Raw genomic sequence first — 20,717 nt, forward strand, 5'->3', positions numbered from 1 at the left:
GGGCGAAAAGACGATCTAAATCTGAAACATTTGTCCGAGAGAGTATCTGAAGTGTTGTTTTTTATTGTTATATAGACATAAATCGCATCAAGCAGGGCCGTGGTTTGGTTTGATTATAGCATACTGCTTGATCGGTGCGAAGCAGGGAGTGTTGGGTTGTAAGGTGTTTTTTAACGCAAAGGCGCAGAGGCCGGAGAGGACGCAAAGAGCGTACAGCGTAGGGACGCACAACGGTGCGCCCCCGTGTGAGGGAATACGCTTTGGGTTTGGTGTGGCTATGATACAATCGCGAATGTAACACACTCTATCATCATGCATCGTGGGGGGATGAGTGTCTTTGGTGGGTTGATCTGAAGTGTTGTTTTTTATTGTTATATAGACATAAATCGCATCAAGCAGGGCCGTGGTTTGGTTTGATTATAGCATACTGCTTGATCGGTGCGAAGCAGGGAGTGTTGGGTTGTAAGGTGTTTTTTAACGCAAAGGCGCAGAGGCCGGAGAGGACGCAAAGAGCGTACAGCGTAGGGACGCACAACGGTGCGCCCCCGTGTGAGGGAATACGCTTTGGGTTTGGTGTGGCTATGATACAATCGCGAATGTAACACACTCTATCATCATGCATCGTGGGGATGATGAGAGTCTTTGGTGGGTTGAAAGGAGCGAAATACATGACAGAGCGCTACCGCATTGAACGTGATTCGTTGGGCGAGATGCAGGTGCCGGCTGAGGCTCTGTATGGCGCGCAGACGCAACGGGCTGTGTTGAACTTCCCGGTGAGTGGGATGCGGCCCTATCCCGCCTTTGTTTGGGCGCAAACGATGATCAAACGGGCTGCTGCCGAGGTTAACCGCGATCTTGGTTTACTCGATCCGCAGATCGCGAACGCCATTATCCAAGCTGCCGAAGAGGTGTTGGCTGGTCAGCACGCCGATCAGTTTGTGGTTGATCCGTTTCAGGCCGGCGCTGGTACCTCACACAACATGAACGTCAATGAGGTGTTGGCCAACCGGGCTAACCAGATTTTGGGTTATAGTCTCGACGATCCGAAGAAGCCGGTTAGCCCGAACGACCATGTGAATATGGCGCAATCGACCAACGATACTATTCCGACGGCGATCCGGCTTGGTTGTTTGTGGCGGCTGAACGAATTGCTGACTGCCATCGATAATCTGGCTACTGCGCTTGAACAGAAGGCAGTTGAGTTCGATGATGTGGTGAAATCGGGACGGACCCACTTGCAAGATGCAGTACCGGTGCGGCTTGGTCAAGAGTTTGGTGCGTATGCGAAGGCAGTGCGCAACGATATGGAGCGGATCGCGACGGCAGCCGACCGGTTGCGTCGGATTGGTATCGGTGGGACGGCGACCGGTACTGGGCTGAATGCTCACCCGGAATACCATGCGCGGATGGTGGCAAAACTGAGTGAGCTGACCGGTCAAGAGTTGCGGTCGTCAGGGAATTTGTTTGAGTCGATGCAGAGTATGGCTGATCCTGCCGATTTCTCGGCGAGCCTGCGTACACTTTGTATTACCCTGGGTCGGATTGCTAATGATATCCGCCTGCTCTCCTCTGGCCCGGCCACCGGCCTCGATGAGATCCGCTTGCCCGCTGTGCAGCCGGGTTCGTCGATTATGCCGGGGAAGGTTAACCCGGTGTTGGCCGAGATGCTGAATATGGCTTGCTACCACGTGCAAGGTTGTGATTTGACGGTGGCGTTGGCTGCGCAAGCCGGTCAGCTTGAGCTGAATGTGATGATGCCGATTATTGCCCACAATCTGTTTGAAATGATGCATGTGCTTATCGGTGCGATCAATGCCTTTACGACTAAGTGTGTGGTCGGTATCACCGCCAACCGTGAGAAGGCGGCGGGCTGGTTGGCCAAGAATGCGATCCTGGTGACGGCACTCAATCCGGTGATCGGCTACCTGAACGGCGCGGCGGTGGCGAAAGAGGCGATGGCTACCGGTAAGACGATTAAAGAGGTAGTCGTTGAGAAGGGGTTGCTCACCGCCGAACAGGTTGATCAACTGCTCGATGTGCATAAGATGACTGAAGGCGGGATTCAGGGCATTGCTGCCGCCGGATAATGCAGACAGCGGAGTAACTTTGTCTCCAGCCCTTCTCCTGCACGCAGGAGAAGGGCATGGGGAGGTTAACCTGTTTTGCCGAGGCCGGCCAAGGCTTGGGCTACTGTTAGCCAGCCGTAGCCGGGAAAGAGCTTGGCAACCTGTGATGAGAAGATCAGGCTGTTGCCGAGCAATTCGGTAGCCGGCCCTTCGACTACTACCTCACCTTCACCGAGCAAGATAACCCGGTCGGCGCAGGCGGCAGCCATCTCAACATCGTGAGTTGCTATCACGACGGTGCGACCCTCGCTACATAACCGGCGCAATAGGGTTATGAGGGTGGTTTTGGCTTGATAATCCAAACCGCGGGTCGGTTCATCGAGCAAGATCAAACGTGGTTCCCCGACTAGCGCCGTCGCTAAGGCGGCACGCTGCGCTTCGCCACCGCTGAGATTGCGCGGATAGTGGGTGGCGAGATGGGCAATGCCGAATTTGCGCAGTGTGGTGTCGATCAGCGTTGGTGAAGGTGGTAAGCCGCGACCGCGGAGGCTAAACGCTAGCTCCTCGTGGAGGGTGTCGTGGAAGAGGATGCTATGCGGATCTTGCGGAACGTATGCGACCGTGCGGGCGAGTTCCTCAACGGCAATCGGAGCAATGTCACGCCCTTCTAGCTCGATTTTGCCTTCGGTTGGACGGACTAGCCCGATGAGGGTTTTGAGTAAGGTGCTTTTGCCACTGCCGTTCCGTCCCATGAGCGCGATAAGTGTACCGTATGGCAGATCGAGGTTTATGCGATAGAGCGCTTCGTGCTGACCATATTGGACGGTGACGTTGCGTAGGCGGGCAAGCGGTGGAGCAGGTGGCGGTACGGGAGGGGTAGGTGGTGGCGCCGGTAGATTGGTGGGAACAAATCTTCGCCCTTCTTTAATCGTTAATGGGAGTGGTTCCCAGCCTAATGCTGTGCCGAGATGTTGTAGCGGTGGACGTAGTTCAATGCGGGATAGTACCTCACGCGGTGTGCCTACTTCGTATTGACCATTCGGTGTAAGATAGAGAATGCGGTCGGCGTATTGTACGACTCGTTCCAGCCGATGCTCGCATAAAATGATGGTAATGCCGAGATCGGCGTTCAGTTTTTGCAACGCGCTTAGGACCTCTTCTGCTCCATGTGGATCGAGTTGGCTGGTTGGTTCGTCGAGGACCAATGTTCGCGGCTGGGCGGCTAGTGCTGCGGCAATGGCGACGCGCTGCTGTTCGCCGCCGCTTAGGGTTGCCACGTGACGATGCCGTAAGTGGGCTATCGCTAGTTGATCGAGTACCTCTTCGACTCGCCGGCGCATAACCGGCGCGGGGATGCCCAAGTTTTCCATGGCGAAAACGATTTCGTCTTCTACCCGCTCGACGACAAACTGACTTTCGGGGTCTTGGACGACAAAGCCGATTACGTCGGCTAGATCGCGGGGTTGGTAGGTTAACGTGTCGCGGCCCCACACTCGGACACTCCCCCCGAATGTACCGCCGTAGAAGTGTGGGATGAGACCGTTGAAGAGACGGAGCAACGTACTTTTACCGGCTCCGCTCGGTCCGCAGATCAGGAGAAACTCGCCCGGCGCAATCTGGAGGCTCAGTTGGCGAAAAACGGGAGTAGGAGCACCGGGGTAAGTATAGCTGACACGGTCGAGTTCGATCATATGTTCGCTCGTTATGCTATAATCGCTCGTAGCCCGCTGAGGAGCCGGTCAATATCTGTCGGTGAATTGTACGCCTGTACCGAGACACGAATGAGCGGTTGTCCTTCCCACATGAAACATGGTACTTCTACCCGCCATTCGTGCCAGAGCCGAGCCTGTACCTGTGCCGGATCGCACGGTGGCAACGGTAGTGCCCGCATCTGTCCCCACCATTGTTCATCGGCGGGAGAAAGTGGCGGTAGACCGCTGAGTTCCAGGATCTGTGCTGATGCCTCGCGTAACAAGGCGTGACAAGCGCTGCGGATTGCCGGCCATTGATGTGTCTGTTGAAAATCAATGGCAGCAGGGACGCTGAGAAAAGCCGATGGATCGTCGGTGCCCATCCATTCGTAGTAGGCTTGTAATGAGCGGCCTGTCGGGTAGGCGAGAAAGCTGCCTTGCAGTGGTTCTGGTGGTTGCCAGCCCCAGCTAACGACCAACGGTTCTAAGCGGGTTTGGTGTTCGGGACGGACATAGAGAAAACCGGCTCCTTTGGGTGCACACAGCCACTTGTGGCAATTCGCACCGTAAAAATCAGCCCCCAACTCAGTAAGATTTAGATCGATCTGGCCGGGTGCATGGGCGCCATCAATCACCGTGATGATCCCGGCAGCGCGGGCACGCCGGCAAATCTCGGCCACCGGCATGATTAGTGCGGTTGGCGATGTGATGTGGCTGAGCAAGATGACGCGGGTGCGAGGGGTAACCCCGCTCCAAAGCTGGTCGATGATCTCGGTAGGTGTCGCTACCGGTAGCTTAAGCGGTTGGTTGACATAGGTTGCGCCTCGTTGGCGGCATACATACCGCCAGGTGCGCTCAATCGCGCCGTACTCGTGGGTCGTGCCCAAGACTTCATCACCCGGTTGCAGGTCAATCGAGCGGGCAACAATGTTCAAGGCATATGTCACGTTGGGGACGAAGACGAGTTCATCTGCCGATGCGCCGACGAAGGCAGCCAGGCGGGTGCGGGCGTTGTGGAGCCGTGCCGATAATTCACGACCGAGAAACGCGACCGGTTGGGCTTCGAGCTGGCGTTGCCATGCTTGATAGACGGTAAATACCGGGCGTGGACAAGCACCAAAGCTGCCATGGTTGAGGAAGGTTATGTCGCGGCGGAGTAAAAATTGCTCGGCAAGCGTGGGCAACGGTAGTGAGAGGGTTGTGCCGGTCATAGGGTGTCCTTGTCGCTCAAGATTATTGTAGACATGTTGGCCGGAAACGGTATTTCGTCAAGCTGCTTGACGGGCGACGTAGGCGCTTCTACCATGGCGCAGCAATAACGCAAAGGCGCGGAGAGGTAACGCAAAGTAGCAAATGATGTAATACCCATACAAGGACGACACAATGTGGTTAATAGTCGGCTTAGGTAATCCGGGTGAGCGTTACGCGCGTACCCGACACAATATTGGCTTCCGCAGTGTTGAGACACTGGCCGAGCGACACGGGCTAGTGTTTCGCAACCAGAGGGCCAAGAGCGAGATTGCTGAAGGAATTATTCGTGGGCAACGGGTGGCGTTGGTTAAGCCACAGACCTATATGAATCTCAGTGGGCAAGCGGTCACCGCGTTGCGTCAATGGTATAAGATCGATCCTGCGCGTGAACTTTTGGTCATCTATGATGACCTTGATTTACCGTTTGCCAAACTCCGCTTGCGTGAACGAGGGAGTGCTGGCACACACAACGGGATGCGGTCGATAGTCGGACAGCTTGGCACCACTGAGTTTCCACGCCTACGGATTGGGATTGGTCAGCCATCGGGTCAGATGGATGTAGCCGATTATGTGTTGAGCCGGTTTACCCCGGAAGAGGAGGAAGTTTTGCCTGAGGTATTGGCGCGGGTGGCCGATGCGGTCGAGGTGGTTCTAAGTGAGGGGTTGATGGCAGCGATGAATCGCTATAATCCATTGTAGTAGAGTGGGTAGTATGTCCGATGTGGTTGCACTTTTGTGCGTGGAGCCTGTGTATTTGAACGAATTGATGTACACTACTAGTGAACTATCGACTAGGAACGGCGCAATGTTCCGTAAGATTGGTGCCGCACAGACTCAGAAGGAGCGATTGCATGCCTCTCGAAACCGCAACACTGGCCGGTGGTTGTTTTTGGTGCCTCGAAGCAGTCTACGATCAGGTGATCGGTGTTAAGGATGTTGTCTCCGGCTATACCGGTGGGCATGTGCCCAATCCAAGCTATCAACGGGTTTGTGACGGTAACACCGGTCACGCCGAGGCGGTTCAGATACAGTTTGATCCCGAACAGATCAGTTACCGTGAGCTGTTGGAAATCTTCTTTAGCATTCACGATCCAACGACGCTTAATCGGCAAGGTGCTGATGTTGGTACGCAATACCGTTCGGCAATTTTCTACCATTCGGAAGAGCAACGTCAGATTGCTGAGCAGCTGGTACGTGAATTGACCGAGCAGCGCGTGTTTCGTGATCCGATAGTGACCGAGATCGTACCGGCTACGACTTTCTACCCCGCCGAGGACTATCACCAAGAGTACTTTGCGCGGAACCCGTATCAGCCCTATTGTCAGTTTGTGGTTGCGCCCAAGGTAGCGAAGTTTCGGAAACTGTTTGCCGATAAAGTGGCGCAGTAACGGACGACCTGCCGGCATAGTGCGTCGATTGCGCTATGCCGCATCCGTGTGATCATCGCGCATAATCTGGATAAACCGCCAGCCATATTGCACAAACGATACGCTGAACGGAACGAGCGCTGCATAAAGCGCCGGCTTCCCCCAACGTGGGCCACCGGCAAGATAGAGTAATGCAGCAATTGTCATTGCGAGGGTCGTTAGTTTACCACTGCTCTCGGCAGTCGTGATTTGTGCCTTGCGCCGCAAAACGATAAGTCCGGCCAGTAAAATTCCTACATCGCGAAAGATTAGCAAGCCGGTAGCCCACCACGGAAAGCCGTGGGTGCGCGAGAGCATCACCGCCGCCGAATCGATCAGGGCCTTGTCGGCAATTGGATCGAGTATCTGACCAAGCTTCGAGACCTCTCCACGCCGGCGAGCAATCGGGCCATCGAGCGCATCGGTGATCATGGTGATTGCCAACAACAGCAATGCCCGCTTGCGCCGATCGGTGCGTTGCATGTAGTAGATCGTTGCCGGTAAGAGCAGTAAGCGGCTAACGGTGAGTAGATTTGAAGGGTAGAGGAGTTCTCGTGGCTGAATGAGATTGCGAAGTGCCATTATGTCCTCCTCGTTATTGCTGAGATGGTGATGACGCGACTTGGCGAACGGTCTGACCAAGTAAATGACCAAAGACCAGTGCGGCATAGACGGTAGTAAACAGGGATCCAACGATAAAAATAATACTGCCTAGTCCACCCACGAAATTACACACTATCGAGAGCAGCCATAGTACCAGCCACTCGGCCGGGTTGCGCCGTAACAACGCGACGACTTCGCCCAACTGCAGGGCCGCCGTCACCGATCCGGTTTGGATGTAGCGACCACTGCCGATGATGAGCAGTGGCTGGATAATGAGGATAAGTGGGATAAGGAGGAGGTTTAGGCAGAACATCAGGCTGAAGATGATACCAAACTGAGGCTCGTTGTTGCCAGATGAGACAATAGTGGCGACTAGGATACAGCTTAAGATACACACTATTGCCAAAATGGGTAGGTAGTAGACAATTGCAATGAGTAGACCGTAGACTCCATCGCTGAGCACAGCACCGAGTTGGTTGAGCCGCGGCAGCGGTTGCGGATTACCTTGTGCGACGGCGCGTGCGGTGAGTAGAATACACCCGAGCAATGCGATCTGACCGATGATCGGTATACATTGCAAGAGACCGATAACGAGAATGAGCTTCCACCAGTCGGGGTCGTCAAAGACAAAGCTAAAGGCGTGGGTAAGGTTCATATCACTCCTCCGATGTAGGATTCTTGCGGGTTGACATAAGCTGCCGATTAAAACCATCGCTACAAACATAGACGTCGCGTGGCGGTTGGGTGGTCAGGAGCGTGGGAGATGATGCGGTATCGTTCACAATGAAATCCTCCGATGGTGATAACGACGGGCGACATCCCTTTAGGACGTTGCAATTTGCAAGTGGTTGAGCAAGTTGTGTGTAGTAAGCAGAAGCCTTGGTTTAGACTGAGATGTCGTACAACAGGTTGGGTAAGAGCGTTATTGCATCAACTGTACCATAAGAAGTGGGTGATACATGCAAGAGAACTGGGGACAGTGGTGACGAGCTAAGTATCGCGCTCTGAAGCCATCGCTGTAGCTGAGAAGCTCCTGAACGGCTTGGCAGTCCTCAGCACAGACGTTAGCATGAGATTTGGTTTACCTGAGCATTACTGCATCAACGGCTCTACCCGAAACCAGCTAGAGATGTTGGGTGGCACGTGCCTGCTGTTCCGCCGCTACGTAGAGTTGTACGCCGACAAGTTGGGCAAAGATGCCAACGCTACACAACAGCCAAATGGCTACTACAATCACAAGGAGGGGGGCGTTATTGGCAATCAGGATACCGGTTAGTCCGGCCATAGCCGCGGCCGGTACATACGCAGCGAGGCTGGCTAAGCGGGCATGCCAGAAGTAGGTCCGGTACGGTGGGGTAAATGCGCGTCGTAACGTTTCACTACTTAAAGCTCGCTCTATCTGTCCCTCCTCGGCAAAGATAAGCCGGCCAATCGGTGCTACTCCGATCAGAAAGAAGCTCAGCCAAACCAACGCCATTACTGTGAGGATGCCACGCATTACTACCTCGAGCAGATCGGTTTGACCGGCTAAGACCAATGTTAATCCGCTACAGGCGAGCAGCAGACCACCGATCATCAAAGGAAGAAGAAAGAATGCGAGATCGATGAGGAGAGCAAAAATTCCGGTGAGGGCACGGAGAGTCCAATCGCGCCACGGTGGAAGGGGGATGGGAAAGCCACGTCGCGAATTGTCATAGCTCTCCATAATGAAGCCTACTGCCAGCGGCAAACCGATAATGGTGGTAGCCAATGCACCGTGGAGCAGACATTTCTGCCACCACGTTGGATCACGGCACACTACGGCTACTGCAGCGGGTAGGGTTGTCGGAGGTGGTGGCGGCGTGAACACTACTCCGACTCCTCGGCCAGATAGCGGCGTAAGAGATCGAGTGCCGCTGTCCCGGCAAACTCACGGCCTTCAGATGAGCGCAGATCGAAGGGCCGGGTCAACCGTCGTTCACCGGTTGGCGTGATTAAAGCAAAGGCAACGGCCGTAAAGCCTTGTTCGTTTGGAAATGTCGCCGGTTGCACCCCTAGGCCGAGATCGCTTTGCCAACGATCGGCGACCGAAGACGCGCCGGCGGCGGCGAGATCGGAGGCAGCTTGCTCATCAGCCGGTCGGTCAAGCGGATGAATTTCGACCCCACGCAGTTGCGCTGCGATGTCGGGGGTAGCTAAGAGCGCCTGCAATACCGGCGCTTGGATCATTCCCTCGTAGAGCGCCAGGGTCAGCTTGCGCTGACGGAGTAATTGGGCCACGACAACCGGTAATTCCTCCTCGCCAAGCAGGTACGAACCGAGGCGCTCGCGGATGATCGCTTCGGTTTGAGCAATTAATGCTTCAGCCTCAGCGTGACTTTCGGCACGAGCACCAATACGTAACTCATACCGTGCCCGTTTCGCCGAAATGCCAACGGTCGGGTTCGCTTGTTGCATAAGATCGGCGATCCGCTCGCCGATCACACTCTCGCCAAGGCCGACGGCGTGAAGGGTACGGACGAGGATAACGGTTGTGATCCCGCGTTCATGACGTAGGTAGGGGATCACCTCCGTCTCGAACAGATAGCGCATCTCACTCGGGACGCCGGGTAGTACGATGACGGTGCCGCGTTCATCTTCAACTAAGAACGCTGGAGCGGTGCCATGCGGATTGGTGATGATACGGGCACCGGCCGGTACGTAGGCTTGGCGACGATTACTTTCACTCATCGGGCGGTTCATCGCTGCGAAGCGAGCAGCTATCTGGTCGAGCAATTCTTGATGAAACTCAAGTGGACGGTCGAACGCGGCAGCGACTGCTTCGCGCGTCACATCATCAAGGGTGGGACCTAGACCACCGGTGCAGATCACGAGATCGGCACGACCTAACGCCTCACGGATAGCGGCAGTAATGCGTTCTGTATTGTCGCCAACCACCGTCTTGCGATAAACGTTCACGCCGGCAGCCGCCAATTGACGTGCGATATAAGCGCTGTTGGTGTCAATTGTTACACCGAGCAGCAGTTCGGAACCGATGGCAATAATTTCGGCGTCCATAAGCTTTCTCTATCATGACCGTGACCGTACTGGGTGGGTCTGTGGAATGTAGGCACGTGTAGCAAAGGGGCACAGACAGGCACTGGTGTGTCCCACGAAAAACGGAATAGCTGCATGATACGCTCATGCTACACCATCCGCATCCGATCACGCAATACGATGGTTGTCAACCATCATGAAGATTGATCTAGTGACGATGGCTCGCTGAGTCGTTTACGATACTCACGCCATAACTCTTGCTCACGTTCGGCAGCCGCGCGCTGACCGGCGGCAATGGCAGCTCGCAATCGTTCGGCAAACGACTGGCGTGTCAATCCAGCCCGTGCTGCAAGAGTCTGACGCAGATCAGGGCCTGAACGTGGGTTCAGCAAAGCAACGGCAACCACACCTAAGGCCGCCCCGAGCAGCAATCCGGCGACGAATGCACCGGCGGCCGATGCGGTTTGGCGTTCGTGCTCACGGCGAAGAGCAGCCAACAGGCGTTGGGCAGCTTCACGCTCAGCAGCCAGTGCTTCGATGGTTGCAGTACGTTCGGCGTGGATGGACTCGGCAAACCGGCGCGCTATCTCGGCAATAGCATCTTGCTCAACTGTCATCAGGCGACTCCTCAACTGCGGGTGCGGATTTCTTCAAGGGCGCGCGCCAAAAATGCTTCGACCGGCATCGCGCCAAGGTCTTCACCGGCGCGGGTGCGCACAGCAACTGCATTAGCAGATTCCTCTCTGGCGCCGATTATAAGCATATACGGTATCTTCTGCAACTGTGCTCGCCGGATCTTACCTTGCATCCGATCACGGTTCTCGTCGAGTTCGACGCGCAAGCCGGCGGCAAACAGGCGTTGGCGTACCTTGCGCGCATACTCCATTTGCTTGTCGGTAATTGGAATGATCACCGCTTGCACCGGGGCGAGCCAGAGCGGAAATGCACCGGCGTAATGCTCGATAAGGATACCCATAAACCGCTCGGTTGTCCCGGTGACGGCACGGTGCAAGACGACCGGTGTGTGTGGTTTGTCGTCCTCGCCGATATATTCGCAGCCCAAGCGTGCCGGTTGGATGAAGTCGACCTGAATAGTGCTCAACTGCCATTCGCGCCCCAACACATCACGGGCCAGAAAATCGGCTTTGGGGCCATAGAACGCTGCTTCGCCTTCGGCCTCAAAATACTCAACACCGTTAGCTTCAAGTGCAGCACGCAAGGCAGCCGTCGCCAGTTCCCACTTCTCATCATCTTGCACATACTTGCCCTCCCTGCCGCGCAACGACAAGCGCACCTTATAATCGGTAAACTTGTACGTTCCCAGCACCTCGCGGATCACTTGCAGGGCAAGGCTAAACTCCTCTTGAATCTGATCGGGGCGGCAGAAAATGTGGCAATCGTCTTGGGTCAATGCCCGCACGCGCGTCAACCCGCTCAATGCGCCGCTGTCTTCGTAGCGGTAGAGTGTCGCAAACTCGGCAAATCGCAGCGGCAGATCGCGATAACTGATCACGCCGAGCTGGTTGTAGAGCGTCATATGGCTCGGACAGTTCATCGGCTTGAGGCGGAAGATGAGGTCTTCGCTCTCAACCATTGGTGGGAACATGCTATCGCGATAGTTATCGTAGTGCCCCGACTTCCGATAGAGCTGCTCCTTGACGACATTCCCTGTCCATACGTGCTGATACCCGTAGCGTGTTTGCACCTCACGCACAAATTGTTCCATTTCGTAGCGGATAATCTCACCCTTCGGGCTAAAGATCGGCAATCCGGGACCAATGTCGTCTGAGAAGAAGAACAGCCCCAGCTCTTTCCCGAGACGGCGATGGTCACGTCGGCGGGCCTCTTCCAAACGATGCAGATACGCTTCTAGCTCTTCTTTGGTATTCCAACCGGTACCGTAAATACGCTGCAATTGGCGATTTTTCTCATCACCGCGCCAGTATGCCCCGGCGATGCTCATGAGCTTAAAGGCTTCAGGATTGATCTCGCCGGTATGGTTGAGGTGTGGACCGCGACACAGATCCTCGAACGTATCTTGACGGTAGGTTGAGATGACGGTGTCGCCGTGATGTGTCTCACCGTATTCGTCAAGTCCCTTTGCTAGACCTTCAATCAATTCGAGTTTGTAGGGCTGGTTGGCAAAGATTTGGCGGGCCTCTTCGGCAGTGACTTCACGATAGATAAACGGATGATTACCGGCAATGATCCGCTTCATCCGCTTTTCGATCTCGGTCAGATCTTCAGGGGTCAGCGGACGCGGCAGGTCGAAGTCGTAATAGAAGCCGTTTTCAATTGGTGGCCCGATGGCGATTTTGGCATCGGGAAAGATTTCAAGAACGGCTTGCGCCATCACGTGCGCCAACGAGTGGCGGAGACGGTAATAGGGATCACTTTTTGGATCGACCGGCATAGAAGCATCTCCTGTTATCTGGTTACGATAGTTAACGTCCCGTTATCAACGTGGACGGCGACAATCTGGCGCCCTTGTCGAACAAATTCGGCATTCAGTCGTTCATTGAGCACCGCGGTCAGCTCTCGCACCGAGAGCAGAGCCGCCAGTGGCCCTTCGAGCTGCGGATTGATCATGACCAATTTACCATCCTGAACCGCGATACCACTACTGACGACGCTGGTCACCCCATACGCATGGATGCTTGCAATCACGCGGTCGGAGATTAGTCGGACATTGACCGATTCGACCGGCAACGTTGCCTCGATCTCGTTGAGATAGCCGTTGATAGCGGCTTCGCTTACGGTGATCGTACCGTTGGGTAGGGCTGCGATCAGGCCGGGTACCGGTGCGACGGCAGTTTCACGCGACGGTACCAACAGATCGGCAATACGATGGCCGATAGCTGCACTGAGTTGGGGACGGGTCAGTAACAGAGTAAGCCCGGCAATGACCAATAGCCCCATACTAAGACGGGCTAACTGACCAAAGCACCCGCTCGATTCGCGGTATCTTACCGGCAACTGATGGCCTCTCCCTCTCGTTCTTTTCACACCTCGTCCTCGGTTGTTGTTACCCTCACCCCCAACCCCGCTCCCGACAGTGGGCGAGGGGAAACCTCCTCTGCGGCCCTTGCGCCCTCCGCGCCTTTGCGTGAGCGTCATCTGGGCCACTAACTCAAAAGCTCTCCGTCCGCACCGGGACGAAGAGCCGCTTCGTGGTTCCACCCTGTGTTCACGCCACGCCAATACACGGCGTGACGCCTCATTGGTCGCGATAACGGGCGAACCCGTGCTCCCTTACTGGCCGGTGGGTGGCGTTCTGGGAGCCGCTCAGAGGGGGTTTTCACCGGGCCCATTGCCAGACGCGCTCTCAGTCGCGACGCGCCCTCCCTGTGGCCGGAAGCCGGTTACTCGTCCTCTTCAGCGCTTTATATATCGCATCATACATGGTAGCGTGAAGTGTATGGTACGTCAAATAGTTCCTCTCCATCCTTCTGACTGATCACATTCCCTCGCGCCATGGTCAGGGAGCGTGGGTGTAACGCTGATCTATGCGCCTACCGCGCTGTAGCGATATACCCCATTCGTCCACAACCAGCGCAAGAGCAGGCCCAATAGCACGGTCCAGCCGATCTGATGCCCCAGACCTACTGCAATCGCCGGTGGATCGAGTCGACCTAGCAGGAGTTCGAGTGGAAACGACAGCATGGCGCGGAAGGGTAGCCATACCAGCACGGCCGTTACCGGCGATGGTAGTAGATCGAGCGGAACGAGGTAACCGCTGCTAAACGCATACAAACCGAACCAAAAGTCCTGCAGTGCCAGTACCTGCGTCCACCAAAAACTGAGGGCGCCAATGCAGCACTGGTTAAGAAAATAGACCGCGAAGGCCAGTACAATCGCGAGGGGCAAGATGGCCCAACTGAGGAAATCAGGTTGGGGAATTGCGCCAGGTGCAATGAGTGATGCGATCAGGGCAATCGGTGCTACCATCGCCAACCGGAGAGGTTTATCGGCTAGCGCCATCGCCAAATATCGCCACAGCGGATGAATGGGTCGTAGTAGGTGGGGCGATAACTCACCCAAACGAATGTCGCGTTCCATATCCCAAATAATCCAGACCCCGGTCAATTGACGAATACAGAGCGCACTGACAAAGTAGGCGACGAAATCATCACTCGTGTAGCCACCGATGACGCCATCACCGGCTATGGTACGCCAGACTGCTAACATAATCAGCGGTAGCATACCGGTAACTACCCAGATGAACAGTTGGGCGCGATAGGCGAGTGCATCGGCCCATGCGGCCCGCATGAGAGCGGCAAATTTAGCTGGCATAGAGTTGTGACCTGACAACACGCAGCGTTACTGCGACGATGTGATAGTCGTATTATATCAAACAACTTCATCGCTTTCGATTATGATAGATAATGGTGTCGCTGGTATACTCGGAGACCTCATGCGCATTGCATTTCTCGATTCGTGGTTGCAACAAGTGGCGGAAGGTAGTGGGACTGCTGCCGCGATTGGGGGGCTTGGTCGTGCCTTACGCGCCCATGGTCATCATGTGGCTCGGATTGCGCCGCCGGTGGCTTGGCCGTCTAATCTTACCCTCCGTCGGCTGTTGTTTAATCTGTACGTTCCGGCGTTGTTGCGTACATTGTCATACGATCTCATTGTCGGGGTAGATATTGATGGTGTGCTCGTGGCCGGGCGCACCACAACGCCGTATGTGTGTAGTATCAAAGGCGTGATTGCCGAAGAGCTCCAACATGAGCATGGTAATGTTCGTCGCTTGCTGTGGCTCCTTTCACGTCTTGAACGGATCAATGCGCGTCGTGCGCCGTTAGTGATTACGACGAGCGATTATTGCCGCCAGAGTGTCCACCGTCACTACGGTGTACCGACCGAGCGGATCCGTCTCGTGCCGGAAGGGATCGATCTTGCATCGTGGCCAGCGCCACCAATGCGCACACCCGGACAGACGATTCTCTGCGTTGCTCGTCAGTACCCACGCAAACACATCGCCGATCTGATCCGAGCCTTTGCGCAAGTGCGGCAACGCTTTCCGGCGGCTGAACTAGTGATTATCGGCGATGGCCCTGAACATCATCGTTTGCGCACGTTGACCACTACGTTGGGTCTTGGTGCGGCCTGTCATTTGCTCGGTGCAGTACCTAACGATGATGAAGTGAAAGCGTGGTACTATCGGGCCGACCTCTTTTGTCTACCTAGCGTGCAAGAGGGTTTTGGGATCGTCTTTCTGGAAGCGATGGCAGCCGGTCTCCCGGTAGTCGCTACGACTGCCGCTGCGATTCCCGAAGTCGTACCGCACGGCGAGGCCGGGCTGTTGGTATCGCCCGGTGATGTTGCGGCACTGGTCGATGCGTTAGCTACCCTCCTGGCCGATCCGGTGCGTCGGCAGCGCTACGGTGCGTTTGGGCGAGAATATGTTGCTCGCTTTGACTGGATGCGGGTCGCCGAGCGCTTTTTGGCGGTGATACGGGGGTGGTGAGATTGCTTCACTCCTGTGGGGGAAGTCGCTTGCCGGTGCTTGCTGTGATTCATCCTGTGCAGCGAGGGGATGAAGTATGTCAATTGAAGTTCGCGGCCTGCGCAAATACTACCAAGTCCATCGCAAAGAGGCCGGACTGCTCGGGTCGCTCCGTGCATTTGTGAGCCGTCACTACGAGACGGTGAAAGCGGTCGATGGGATCGATTTCACCATTGCTGCCGGTGAAATGGTCGGTTTTCTCGGCCCGAATGGAGCCGGTAAGACAACGACGCTCAAAGTGTTGGCCGGCTTGCTCCATCCGACGGCCGGTGAAGTTCGTGTGCTCGGGTTCACGCCGTTTGCCCGGCAGACGGCGTTTCTAAAACAGATTACGTTGGTGATGGGGCAAAAACAGCAGTTGCTGTGGGATCTGCCGGCCATCGAGACCTTTGAAGTGAATCGAGTCATTTTTGAGGTGCCACTCGCCGAATATCGCCGTACATTGAACGAGTTGATCGACCTGCTTGAGCTGGGTGATTTGCTCAATAAGCAGGTACGTAAGTTGAGTTTGGGTGAGCGGATGAAGTGTGAATTGGCCGCTGCCCTGCTCCATCGCCCAAAAGTGCTCTTCCTCGATGAGCCGACGATTGGCCTTGATGTAACGATGCAGGCGCGCGTGCGTGAGTTTGTTGCCGAGTATAACCGGCGCTATGGCGCGACGGTGCTGTTGACCAGTCACTACATGGCCGATGTGACGGCACTCTGCCGGCGGGTGATTGTGATCAACCACGGACGTTTGCTCTACGATGGTAATCTCCAGAGTATGGTAGAGCAGATGGCCCCGCACAAAATGATTCACCTGGTCTTGAGTGAGCCAGTTGCGGTTGAGATGTTGGCTCAGTATGGTGAGGTGCAGCGGATCGATGGGTTGGAAGTAGAGTTAAAGGTGGCCCGTCACGAGACGACTCGCATCGGTGCTCGCCTGTTGGCAGAACTGCCGGTGGCCGATGTGAATATTGCCGAACCACCGATTGAGGAGATTATCGGTGAGGTGTTTGGTCAGCCGGTGTAGCTCTCGACAACCGGTCAGGTTCTGTTATCTGATGACCGGTTGCCGTCCTGTGATTAGCGGACGATGCTCTCCGGTGGTATCACCGTCTGTGGGGCAACGACTGCTCTGGCGGCGATAATGGCTCCGCGCGTGCGTAAATCGGCGGGCGTGAGGAGGTTGTTGACTACAGCAGCCGGTTGGGTGGCAGTCGCAAACGATTCAAGCACGGCGTGGTGACCAACCTGTGCTTCATCGTCGAGCCACGAATGACTGATGGCGGCTGACGCACCGACAATGGCCTTTACTCCGATGACTGAGCCACCGATCATTGCGCCGGCGCTAATAGTTGCGCCGCTCTCGATGGCCGACGCAATGACCAACGCGCCCGGTCCAATGACGGCGTTCTGCCCGATGACCGTCGGTCCGACGATTCGGGCCTGGGCATCAATCACCGCACCTTCACCGACCACAACCGCACCCTCAAGCTCGGCGTGCTCATCAACTCGCGCATTGACGGCAACATACGGCTCTGATCTGACCTGGGCCATCCGTGCGAGCAAGAAGCGGGCTGCTAAAAGAGCTTCCCACGGTGTTCCAACCGGAATCCAGTATCCGGTGCAGACATGGCAAGCTACCGGGTGGTGAGCGGACAACAATGCGATGAGATCGGTCAGTTCGAGTTCGCCACGCGGCGAGGGAACAATCTGGCGAAGGAGTGGGAAGACTTCCTCATCAAAGTGGTAAATGCCGGGGTTGGCGAGTGCATCCGGTGGTGGATCGGTCGGTTTTTCGATGATCCGATAGACGAGGCCGTCCTGGACATCGAGGATACCAAATGAACGCGGATCGGCCACCGGGAGGCCGGCCACGGCATACCGATAGCGACCGACTCCTATGACATCGGCACGGTCGATCAGATTATCGCCGTAAAGCAGGTAGAACGGTTCGTCGATGGGGGCGGCGGCTAGGAGTGCTCCCGCCGTACCGTTGATCTCGGTTTGGTGAACGTAATGTAGTGTCATCCCGCGATACGTATCTCCGAACGCGGCTATGAGCTGTTCGGCTCGATAGCCGACGACCAAGGTTACCCGTTCAACCAAGCCGACCAGTTCATCGAGGATGTGGGCAAGAAGTGGTCGGCCTAAGAGCGGAATAAGTGGTTTAGGACGGTGATCGGTGAGTGGACGAGTGCGGGTTGATGCACCGGCGACTAAGATGACGGCATGGCGTGCAGCAGGCATGGCATCCTCCTCCTACGGAATGCTCCGCTCTTCAGGATACCATGAGGGATGTCGCCGCGCGATGTCTTTAGCTATGATCCGCCAGTTGGTCGGTCAACAAGATGGCCTGAGCCACTTCACGCATCGTCTTGCGGGTACGCATTGCCAGTTGCTGAATCCGGCGAAAGGCTTCGATTTCACTGAGACCATGCCGTTCAATGAGCAAGGCTTTCGCACGATCGATCTCTGTGCGGGTATCGAGACGGTTACGTAGCGCAATCATCTCGTTGCGGCGCTTCTGATAGACGTTCCAGCGGGCCAGCACCACCTCAATGTGCGGCATTAATTCGGTATCGCGAAATGGCTTTATCAAGTAGCCAAACACACCCGCACGTCGTGCCCTATCGATCACCTCGTGCGATGGTGAACTCGTTAGCAAGACGACCGGCGCCAGGCTTTCGCGAGAGATAACGGTTGCCGCTTCAAGGCCATCGAGGAGCGGCATTTTGTCATCAAGTAGGACAAGATCAGGCCGCAGTTGGCGGGTCATTGCTACGGCTTGCTGACCATCCAGCGCTTCACCGACAATCACATAGCCGTGCGCGAGTAGTGCGTCACGCAGGCCTTGCCGGATCGATATTTCATCATCGGCAATCAAGAGTCGCGCTGTCATGCATGCTCCTAACAATAATACGCACCTATCACTGCAACGGTGCAGAGTAGGTGGCAACAATGCGGCTGGCTATTCTTATGCAAGTATAACGTACAGGTGTAGCGAGGGCTATAGCTGAATTGCCTAATGTGTCATGGACAAGAGGAACAAGCGTGTGGGGTACGGCTCGTACAAGAGCGTTGCTTCATTCACGGGGATGTGCTATCGGCGTGGATTATCAGCCGTTGACCATCACTATCGGTTCGACGCCGTGGCCGGCGGTAATGTGGCTCAGATCGATCACACCGCCACGCATTTGAAACCCGCCGTGGAATGGATTTTCGGCTAAAAAGAGAGGTGTGTCGAGATCAACAAAGCGAAAACCACCCAAACCGGCGGCAAAATGGGCCGACATCGTCATTGCGAGGATCGACTCGACCATCCCACCGATCATCAAGCCGAGACCGGCAGCACGCGCAATCGCTGCCATCTCGAGCGCCTCGACTACACCGGTCTTCATCAGTTTAATGTTGATAACATCGGCGGCGCGCTCGTGCGCAATGCGCAGCACACGCAATGCACTCGTAGCCATCTCATCGGCGGCGACGGGGCTACCGCCCCACTGCACCAACTGGCGCATCCCGACCCAGTCATCTGCCGGTACTGGCTGCTCGATGAGGACCGGTACGATCTGTTGCAAGCGTAGCGCACCGAGCAATTCGAGCATTGTCTCGGCGCTTAAACCACCGTTACCGTCGAGTATGAGGGGGGCGTCAGGAGCCACAGCACGAATAGCGGTAATCCGGGCAAGATCGTGCCGGAGATCACTGCCACTGATCTTTACCTTGATCTGGCGGATGCCCCGTGCCAGAATGTCAAGGGCTGCGATGGCTGCTGCCTCGACTGTGCCGGTCGTGATGGTCATATCGGTTTCGAGCGTCTGACCGGCGCCACCGAAAAAGACGTACAGTGGTATGCGATAGAAGCGGGTTAGTGCGTCGAGGAGGGCAGTTTCGAGAGCGCAACGGGCCGAACCATAATCGCCGATCCGTTCGCGCAAGAGTGCGGCAATTGCCCGCCATTCACGTACATCGGCGCCCTCGATTGCCGTGCGCACCGTTTCAATAGCAGCCAGTGCATCGGCTTGCGTCTCACCATTAAACGCCGGAAACGGCGCGGCTTCGCCATAGCCGCGGATCCCGCCCTGCAATTCGAGAGTTACCAATAAATTGTCGGCAATCGCTTGCACACCACCGGCAATGCCAAAGGGACTGCGCAACGGGATGTTGAGTGGGGTGACCGTAATCGAACGGATGGTAGTCTCCATACTGCACTGCCAATCTCAGACCCGATACTGCCGACGCACATATACGGTAATGGTAGCTACCACGATCATCGCGCCTAATATTTGCCACCCATTCTGCAACTGTTCACCGAGAAGCAGCGCGGCTAAGCCCAGCGCGCTGATCAAGCGCCAACCCATGGTACTGCTCACCAGCGGCGCACCGAGCTGACGCAACGCGACAATCTGACCAAGGTTCGCGCCAAGAAGGACAAAGATCACGAATGCCGCAAAAACCAGCCAGTCTACGTAACCAATGACGGTAAACTGTTGCCACTGTTCGCCCAACAGTATACTCATCGCACCGCACGTGATAGTCAACGCGATCAGTTGAATGAGTAACATCGCTTCGGCTCGGACTTGGCCGGCAGCAGTCGCTCGTGGTACAAGGATCATATAAAGCGCGAGCGCACAGGCCGAAACCAACGCTATCGCAATTCCGATCAGATCACCAGTGGTCAATTGTAACACTGCACCACGATGGAGATCGCTACTCATCAGCAATACCGAACCGATGAGTGAAAACCCAATTGCCGGTAAGGTCAACGGCGGTAATCGCTCGTGAAAGAACAGTTTGCTGAGGAGAGCAACGATCAGTGGGGTGAGGAGCGTGATCAGTTGCACATAGATCGCGAGCGTAAAGCGGGCGGAGGTCAGATTGGTCATGGCGCGCACACTGACCACCAGTGCGAAGAGCCAGATGATGGGTGTGCGCCAGACGGTACAGTCAATGTAGCGGTAAGCAAACGGCAAGTAGACGAGCAGTGCTAAGGCATTGCCCAGCGTCAAGATGGCCATACTCGGCAGATGGCTAATCGTTTGCAAATAGCGAGCGAGCACGGGGTAGGCACCCCAGCCGGTGTGGGCAAAGAGGGCTACCATGAGCCAGAACCAAGTGACTCCGGTGCGAGTGGTGGCAGTAGCGGCAGATGGATTACTCATAACGAGTATTATAGCAAAAGTTGACTTGA

General features: G+C 55.8%; 19 protein-coding genes. 5 read left to right on the forward strand and 14 right to left on the reverse strand.

What is annotated here, in order from left to right:
• The first annotated feature begins 668 nt into the window (after positions 1 to 668).
• Entirely contained in the window at positions 669 to 2,087 is a 1,419-nt protein-coding gene (locus AC01ZF_RS06480; RefSeq protein ID WP_424674889.1) for an aspartate ammonia-lyase, read from the forward strand.
• Between the two features lie 65 nt (positions 2,088 to 2,152).
• On the opposite strand, the gene AC01ZF_RS06485 is transcribed toward AC01ZF_RS06480, so the two are convergent.
• Together AC01ZF_RS06485 and AC01ZF_RS06490 are read right to left on the reverse strand one after the other, a co-directional pair.
• Positions 2,153 to 3,757, reverse strand: coding sequence for an ABC transporter ATP-binding protein (locus tag AC01ZF_RS06485; RefSeq protein ID WP_428112250.1), 1,605 nt, complete (start codon positions 3,755 to 3,757; stop codon positions 2,153 to 2,155).
• 11 nt (positions 3,758 to 3,768) lie between these two features.
• Positions 3,769 to 4,968: an aminotransferase class V-fold PLP-dependent enzyme gene (locus tag AC01ZF_RS06490; protein WP_476575221.1), complete on the reverse strand. Its 1,200-nt coding sequence runs from the start codon at positions 4,966 to 4,968 to the stop codon at positions 3,769 to 3,771.
• A gap of 172 nt (positions 4,969 to 5,140) precedes the next feature.
• On the opposite strand from AC01ZF_RS06490, the gene pth reads away from it, so the two are divergent.
• Positions 5,141 to 5,707, forward strand: a complete 567-nt coding sequence (gene pth / locus AC01ZF_RS06495; protein ID WP_424674886.1) for an aminoacyl-tRNA hydrolase — start codon at positions 5,141 to 5,143, stop codon at positions 5,705 to 5,707.
• 152 nt (positions 5,708 to 5,859) lie between these two features.
• On the forward strand, positions 5,860 to 6,396 hold the full coding sequence (gene msrA / locus AC01ZF_RS06500; protein ID WP_424674885.1) for a peptide-methionine (S)-S-oxide reductase MsrA: 537 nt from the start codon (positions 5,860 to 5,862) through the stop codon (positions 6,394 to 6,396).
• Positions 6,397 to 6,429: 33 nt separating this feature from the next.
• Here the strand turns inward: msrA and AC01ZF_RS06505 are convergent, their stop codons facing one another.
• The 8 genes from AC01ZF_RS06505 to AC01ZF_RS06540 form a co-directional block, all read right to left on the reverse strand.
• The gene (locus AC01ZF_RS06505; protein ID WP_424674884.1) at positions 6,430 to 6,996 is read right to left on the reverse strand and encodes a CDP-alcohol phosphatidyltransferase family protein; all 567 of its coding nucleotides are present in this window, start codon (positions 6,994 to 6,996) and stop codon (positions 6,430 to 6,432) included.
• Positions 6,997 to 7,009: 13 nt separating this feature from the next.
• Positions 7,010 to 7,672, reverse strand: coding sequence for a DUF4013 domain-containing protein (locus AC01ZF_RS06510; protein ID WP_424674883.1), 663 nt, complete (start codon positions 7,670 to 7,672; stop codon positions 7,010 to 7,012).
• A 468-nt stretch (positions 7,673 to 8,140) separates the two neighbouring features.
• Positions 8,141 to 8,866 (reverse strand): DUF4013 domain-containing protein, encoded by a 726-nt coding sequence (locus tag AC01ZF_RS06515; protein ID WP_424674882.1) that lies wholly within the window; start codon positions 8,864 to 8,866, stop codon positions 8,141 to 8,143.
• Complete coding sequence (locus tag AC01ZF_RS06520; RefSeq protein ID WP_424674881.1) at positions 8,866 to 10,053, reverse strand: competence/damage-inducible protein A; 1,188 nt, start codon at positions 10,051 to 10,053, stop codon at positions 8,866 to 8,868. The genes AC01ZF_RS06515 and AC01ZF_RS06520 overlap by 1 nt, the downstream gene beginning before the upstream one ends.
• A 173-nt stretch (positions 10,054 to 10,226) precedes the next feature.
• Positions 10,227 to 10,649 (reverse strand): hypothetical protein, encoded by a 423-nt coding sequence (locus tag AC01ZF_RS06525; RefSeq protein ID WP_428112246.1) that lies wholly within the window; start codon positions 10,647 to 10,649, stop codon positions 10,227 to 10,229.
• Positions 10,650 to 10,660: 11 nt separating this feature from the next.
• Complete coding sequence (gene thrS, locus AC01ZF_RS06530; RefSeq protein ID WP_476575222.1) at positions 10,661 to 12,445, reverse strand: threonine--tRNA ligase; 1,785 nt, start codon at positions 12,443 to 12,445, stop codon at positions 10,661 to 10,663.
• A gap of 14 nt (positions 12,446 to 12,459) precedes the next feature.
• Complete coding sequence (locus tag AC01ZF_RS06535; protein WP_424674878.1) at positions 12,460 to 13,008, reverse strand: hypothetical protein; 549 nt, start codon at positions 13,006 to 13,008, stop codon at positions 12,460 to 12,462.
• 528 nt (positions 13,009 to 13,536) lie between these two features.
• Complete coding sequence (locus tag AC01ZF_RS06540) at positions 13,537 to 14,325, reverse strand: ABC transporter permease (protein ID WP_476575223.1); 789 nt, start codon at positions 14,323 to 14,325, stop codon at positions 13,537 to 13,539.
• 121 nt (positions 14,326 to 14,446) lie between these two features.
• Here AC01ZF_RS06540 and AC01ZF_RS06545 point away from each other — a divergent pair, with 121 nt between their 5' ends.
• The gene (locus AC01ZF_RS06545) at positions 14,447 to 15,502 is read left to right on the forward strand and encodes a glycosyltransferase family 4 protein (RefSeq protein ID WP_428112243.1); all 1,056 of its coding nucleotides are present in this window, start codon (positions 14,447 to 14,449) and stop codon (positions 15,500 to 15,502) included.
• A 76-nt stretch (positions 15,503 to 15,578) separates the two neighbouring features.
• A complete protein-coding gene (locus AC01ZF_RS06550) occupies positions 15,579 to 16,553 on the forward strand; it encodes an ABC transporter ATP-binding protein (protein ID WP_424674875.1) in 975 nt (324 codons plus the stop codon).
• Positions 16,554 to 16,606: 53 nt separating this feature from the next.
• Here AC01ZF_RS06550 and AC01ZF_RS06555 read toward each other — a convergent pair whose 3' ends face one another.
• The 4 genes from AC01ZF_RS06555 to AC01ZF_RS06570 all read right to left on the reverse strand — a co-directional run bounded on the left by AC01ZF_RS06555 (position 16,607) and on the right by AC01ZF_RS06570 (position 20,688).
• Positions 16,607 to 17,773 (reverse strand): sugar phosphate nucleotidyltransferase, encoded by a 1,167-nt coding sequence (locus tag AC01ZF_RS06555; protein ID WP_424674874.1) that lies wholly within the window; start codon positions 17,771 to 17,773, stop codon positions 16,607 to 16,609.
• Between the two features lie 67 nt (positions 17,774 to 17,840).
• Positions 17,841 to 18,425: an ANTAR domain-containing response regulator gene (locus AC01ZF_RS06560; protein WP_424674873.1), complete on the reverse strand. Its 585-nt coding sequence runs from the start codon at positions 18,423 to 18,425 to the stop codon at positions 17,841 to 17,843.
• 217 nt (positions 18,426 to 18,642) lie between these two features.
• Positions 18,643 to 19,731, reverse strand: a complete 1,089-nt coding sequence (locus AC01ZF_RS06565) for a dipeptide epimerase (protein WP_424674872.1) — start codon at positions 19,729 to 19,731, stop codon at positions 18,643 to 18,645.
• Positions 19,732 to 19,746: 15 nt separating this feature from the next.
• The gene (locus AC01ZF_RS06570; protein WP_428112238.1) at positions 19,747 to 20,688 is read right to left on the reverse strand and encodes a DMT family transporter; all 942 of its coding nucleotides are present in this window, start codon (positions 20,686 to 20,688) and stop codon (positions 19,747 to 19,749) included.
• Between the last annotated feature and the right edge of the window lie 29 nt (positions 20,689 to 20,717).

Source organism: Chloroflexus sp. (assembly GCF_056331925.1).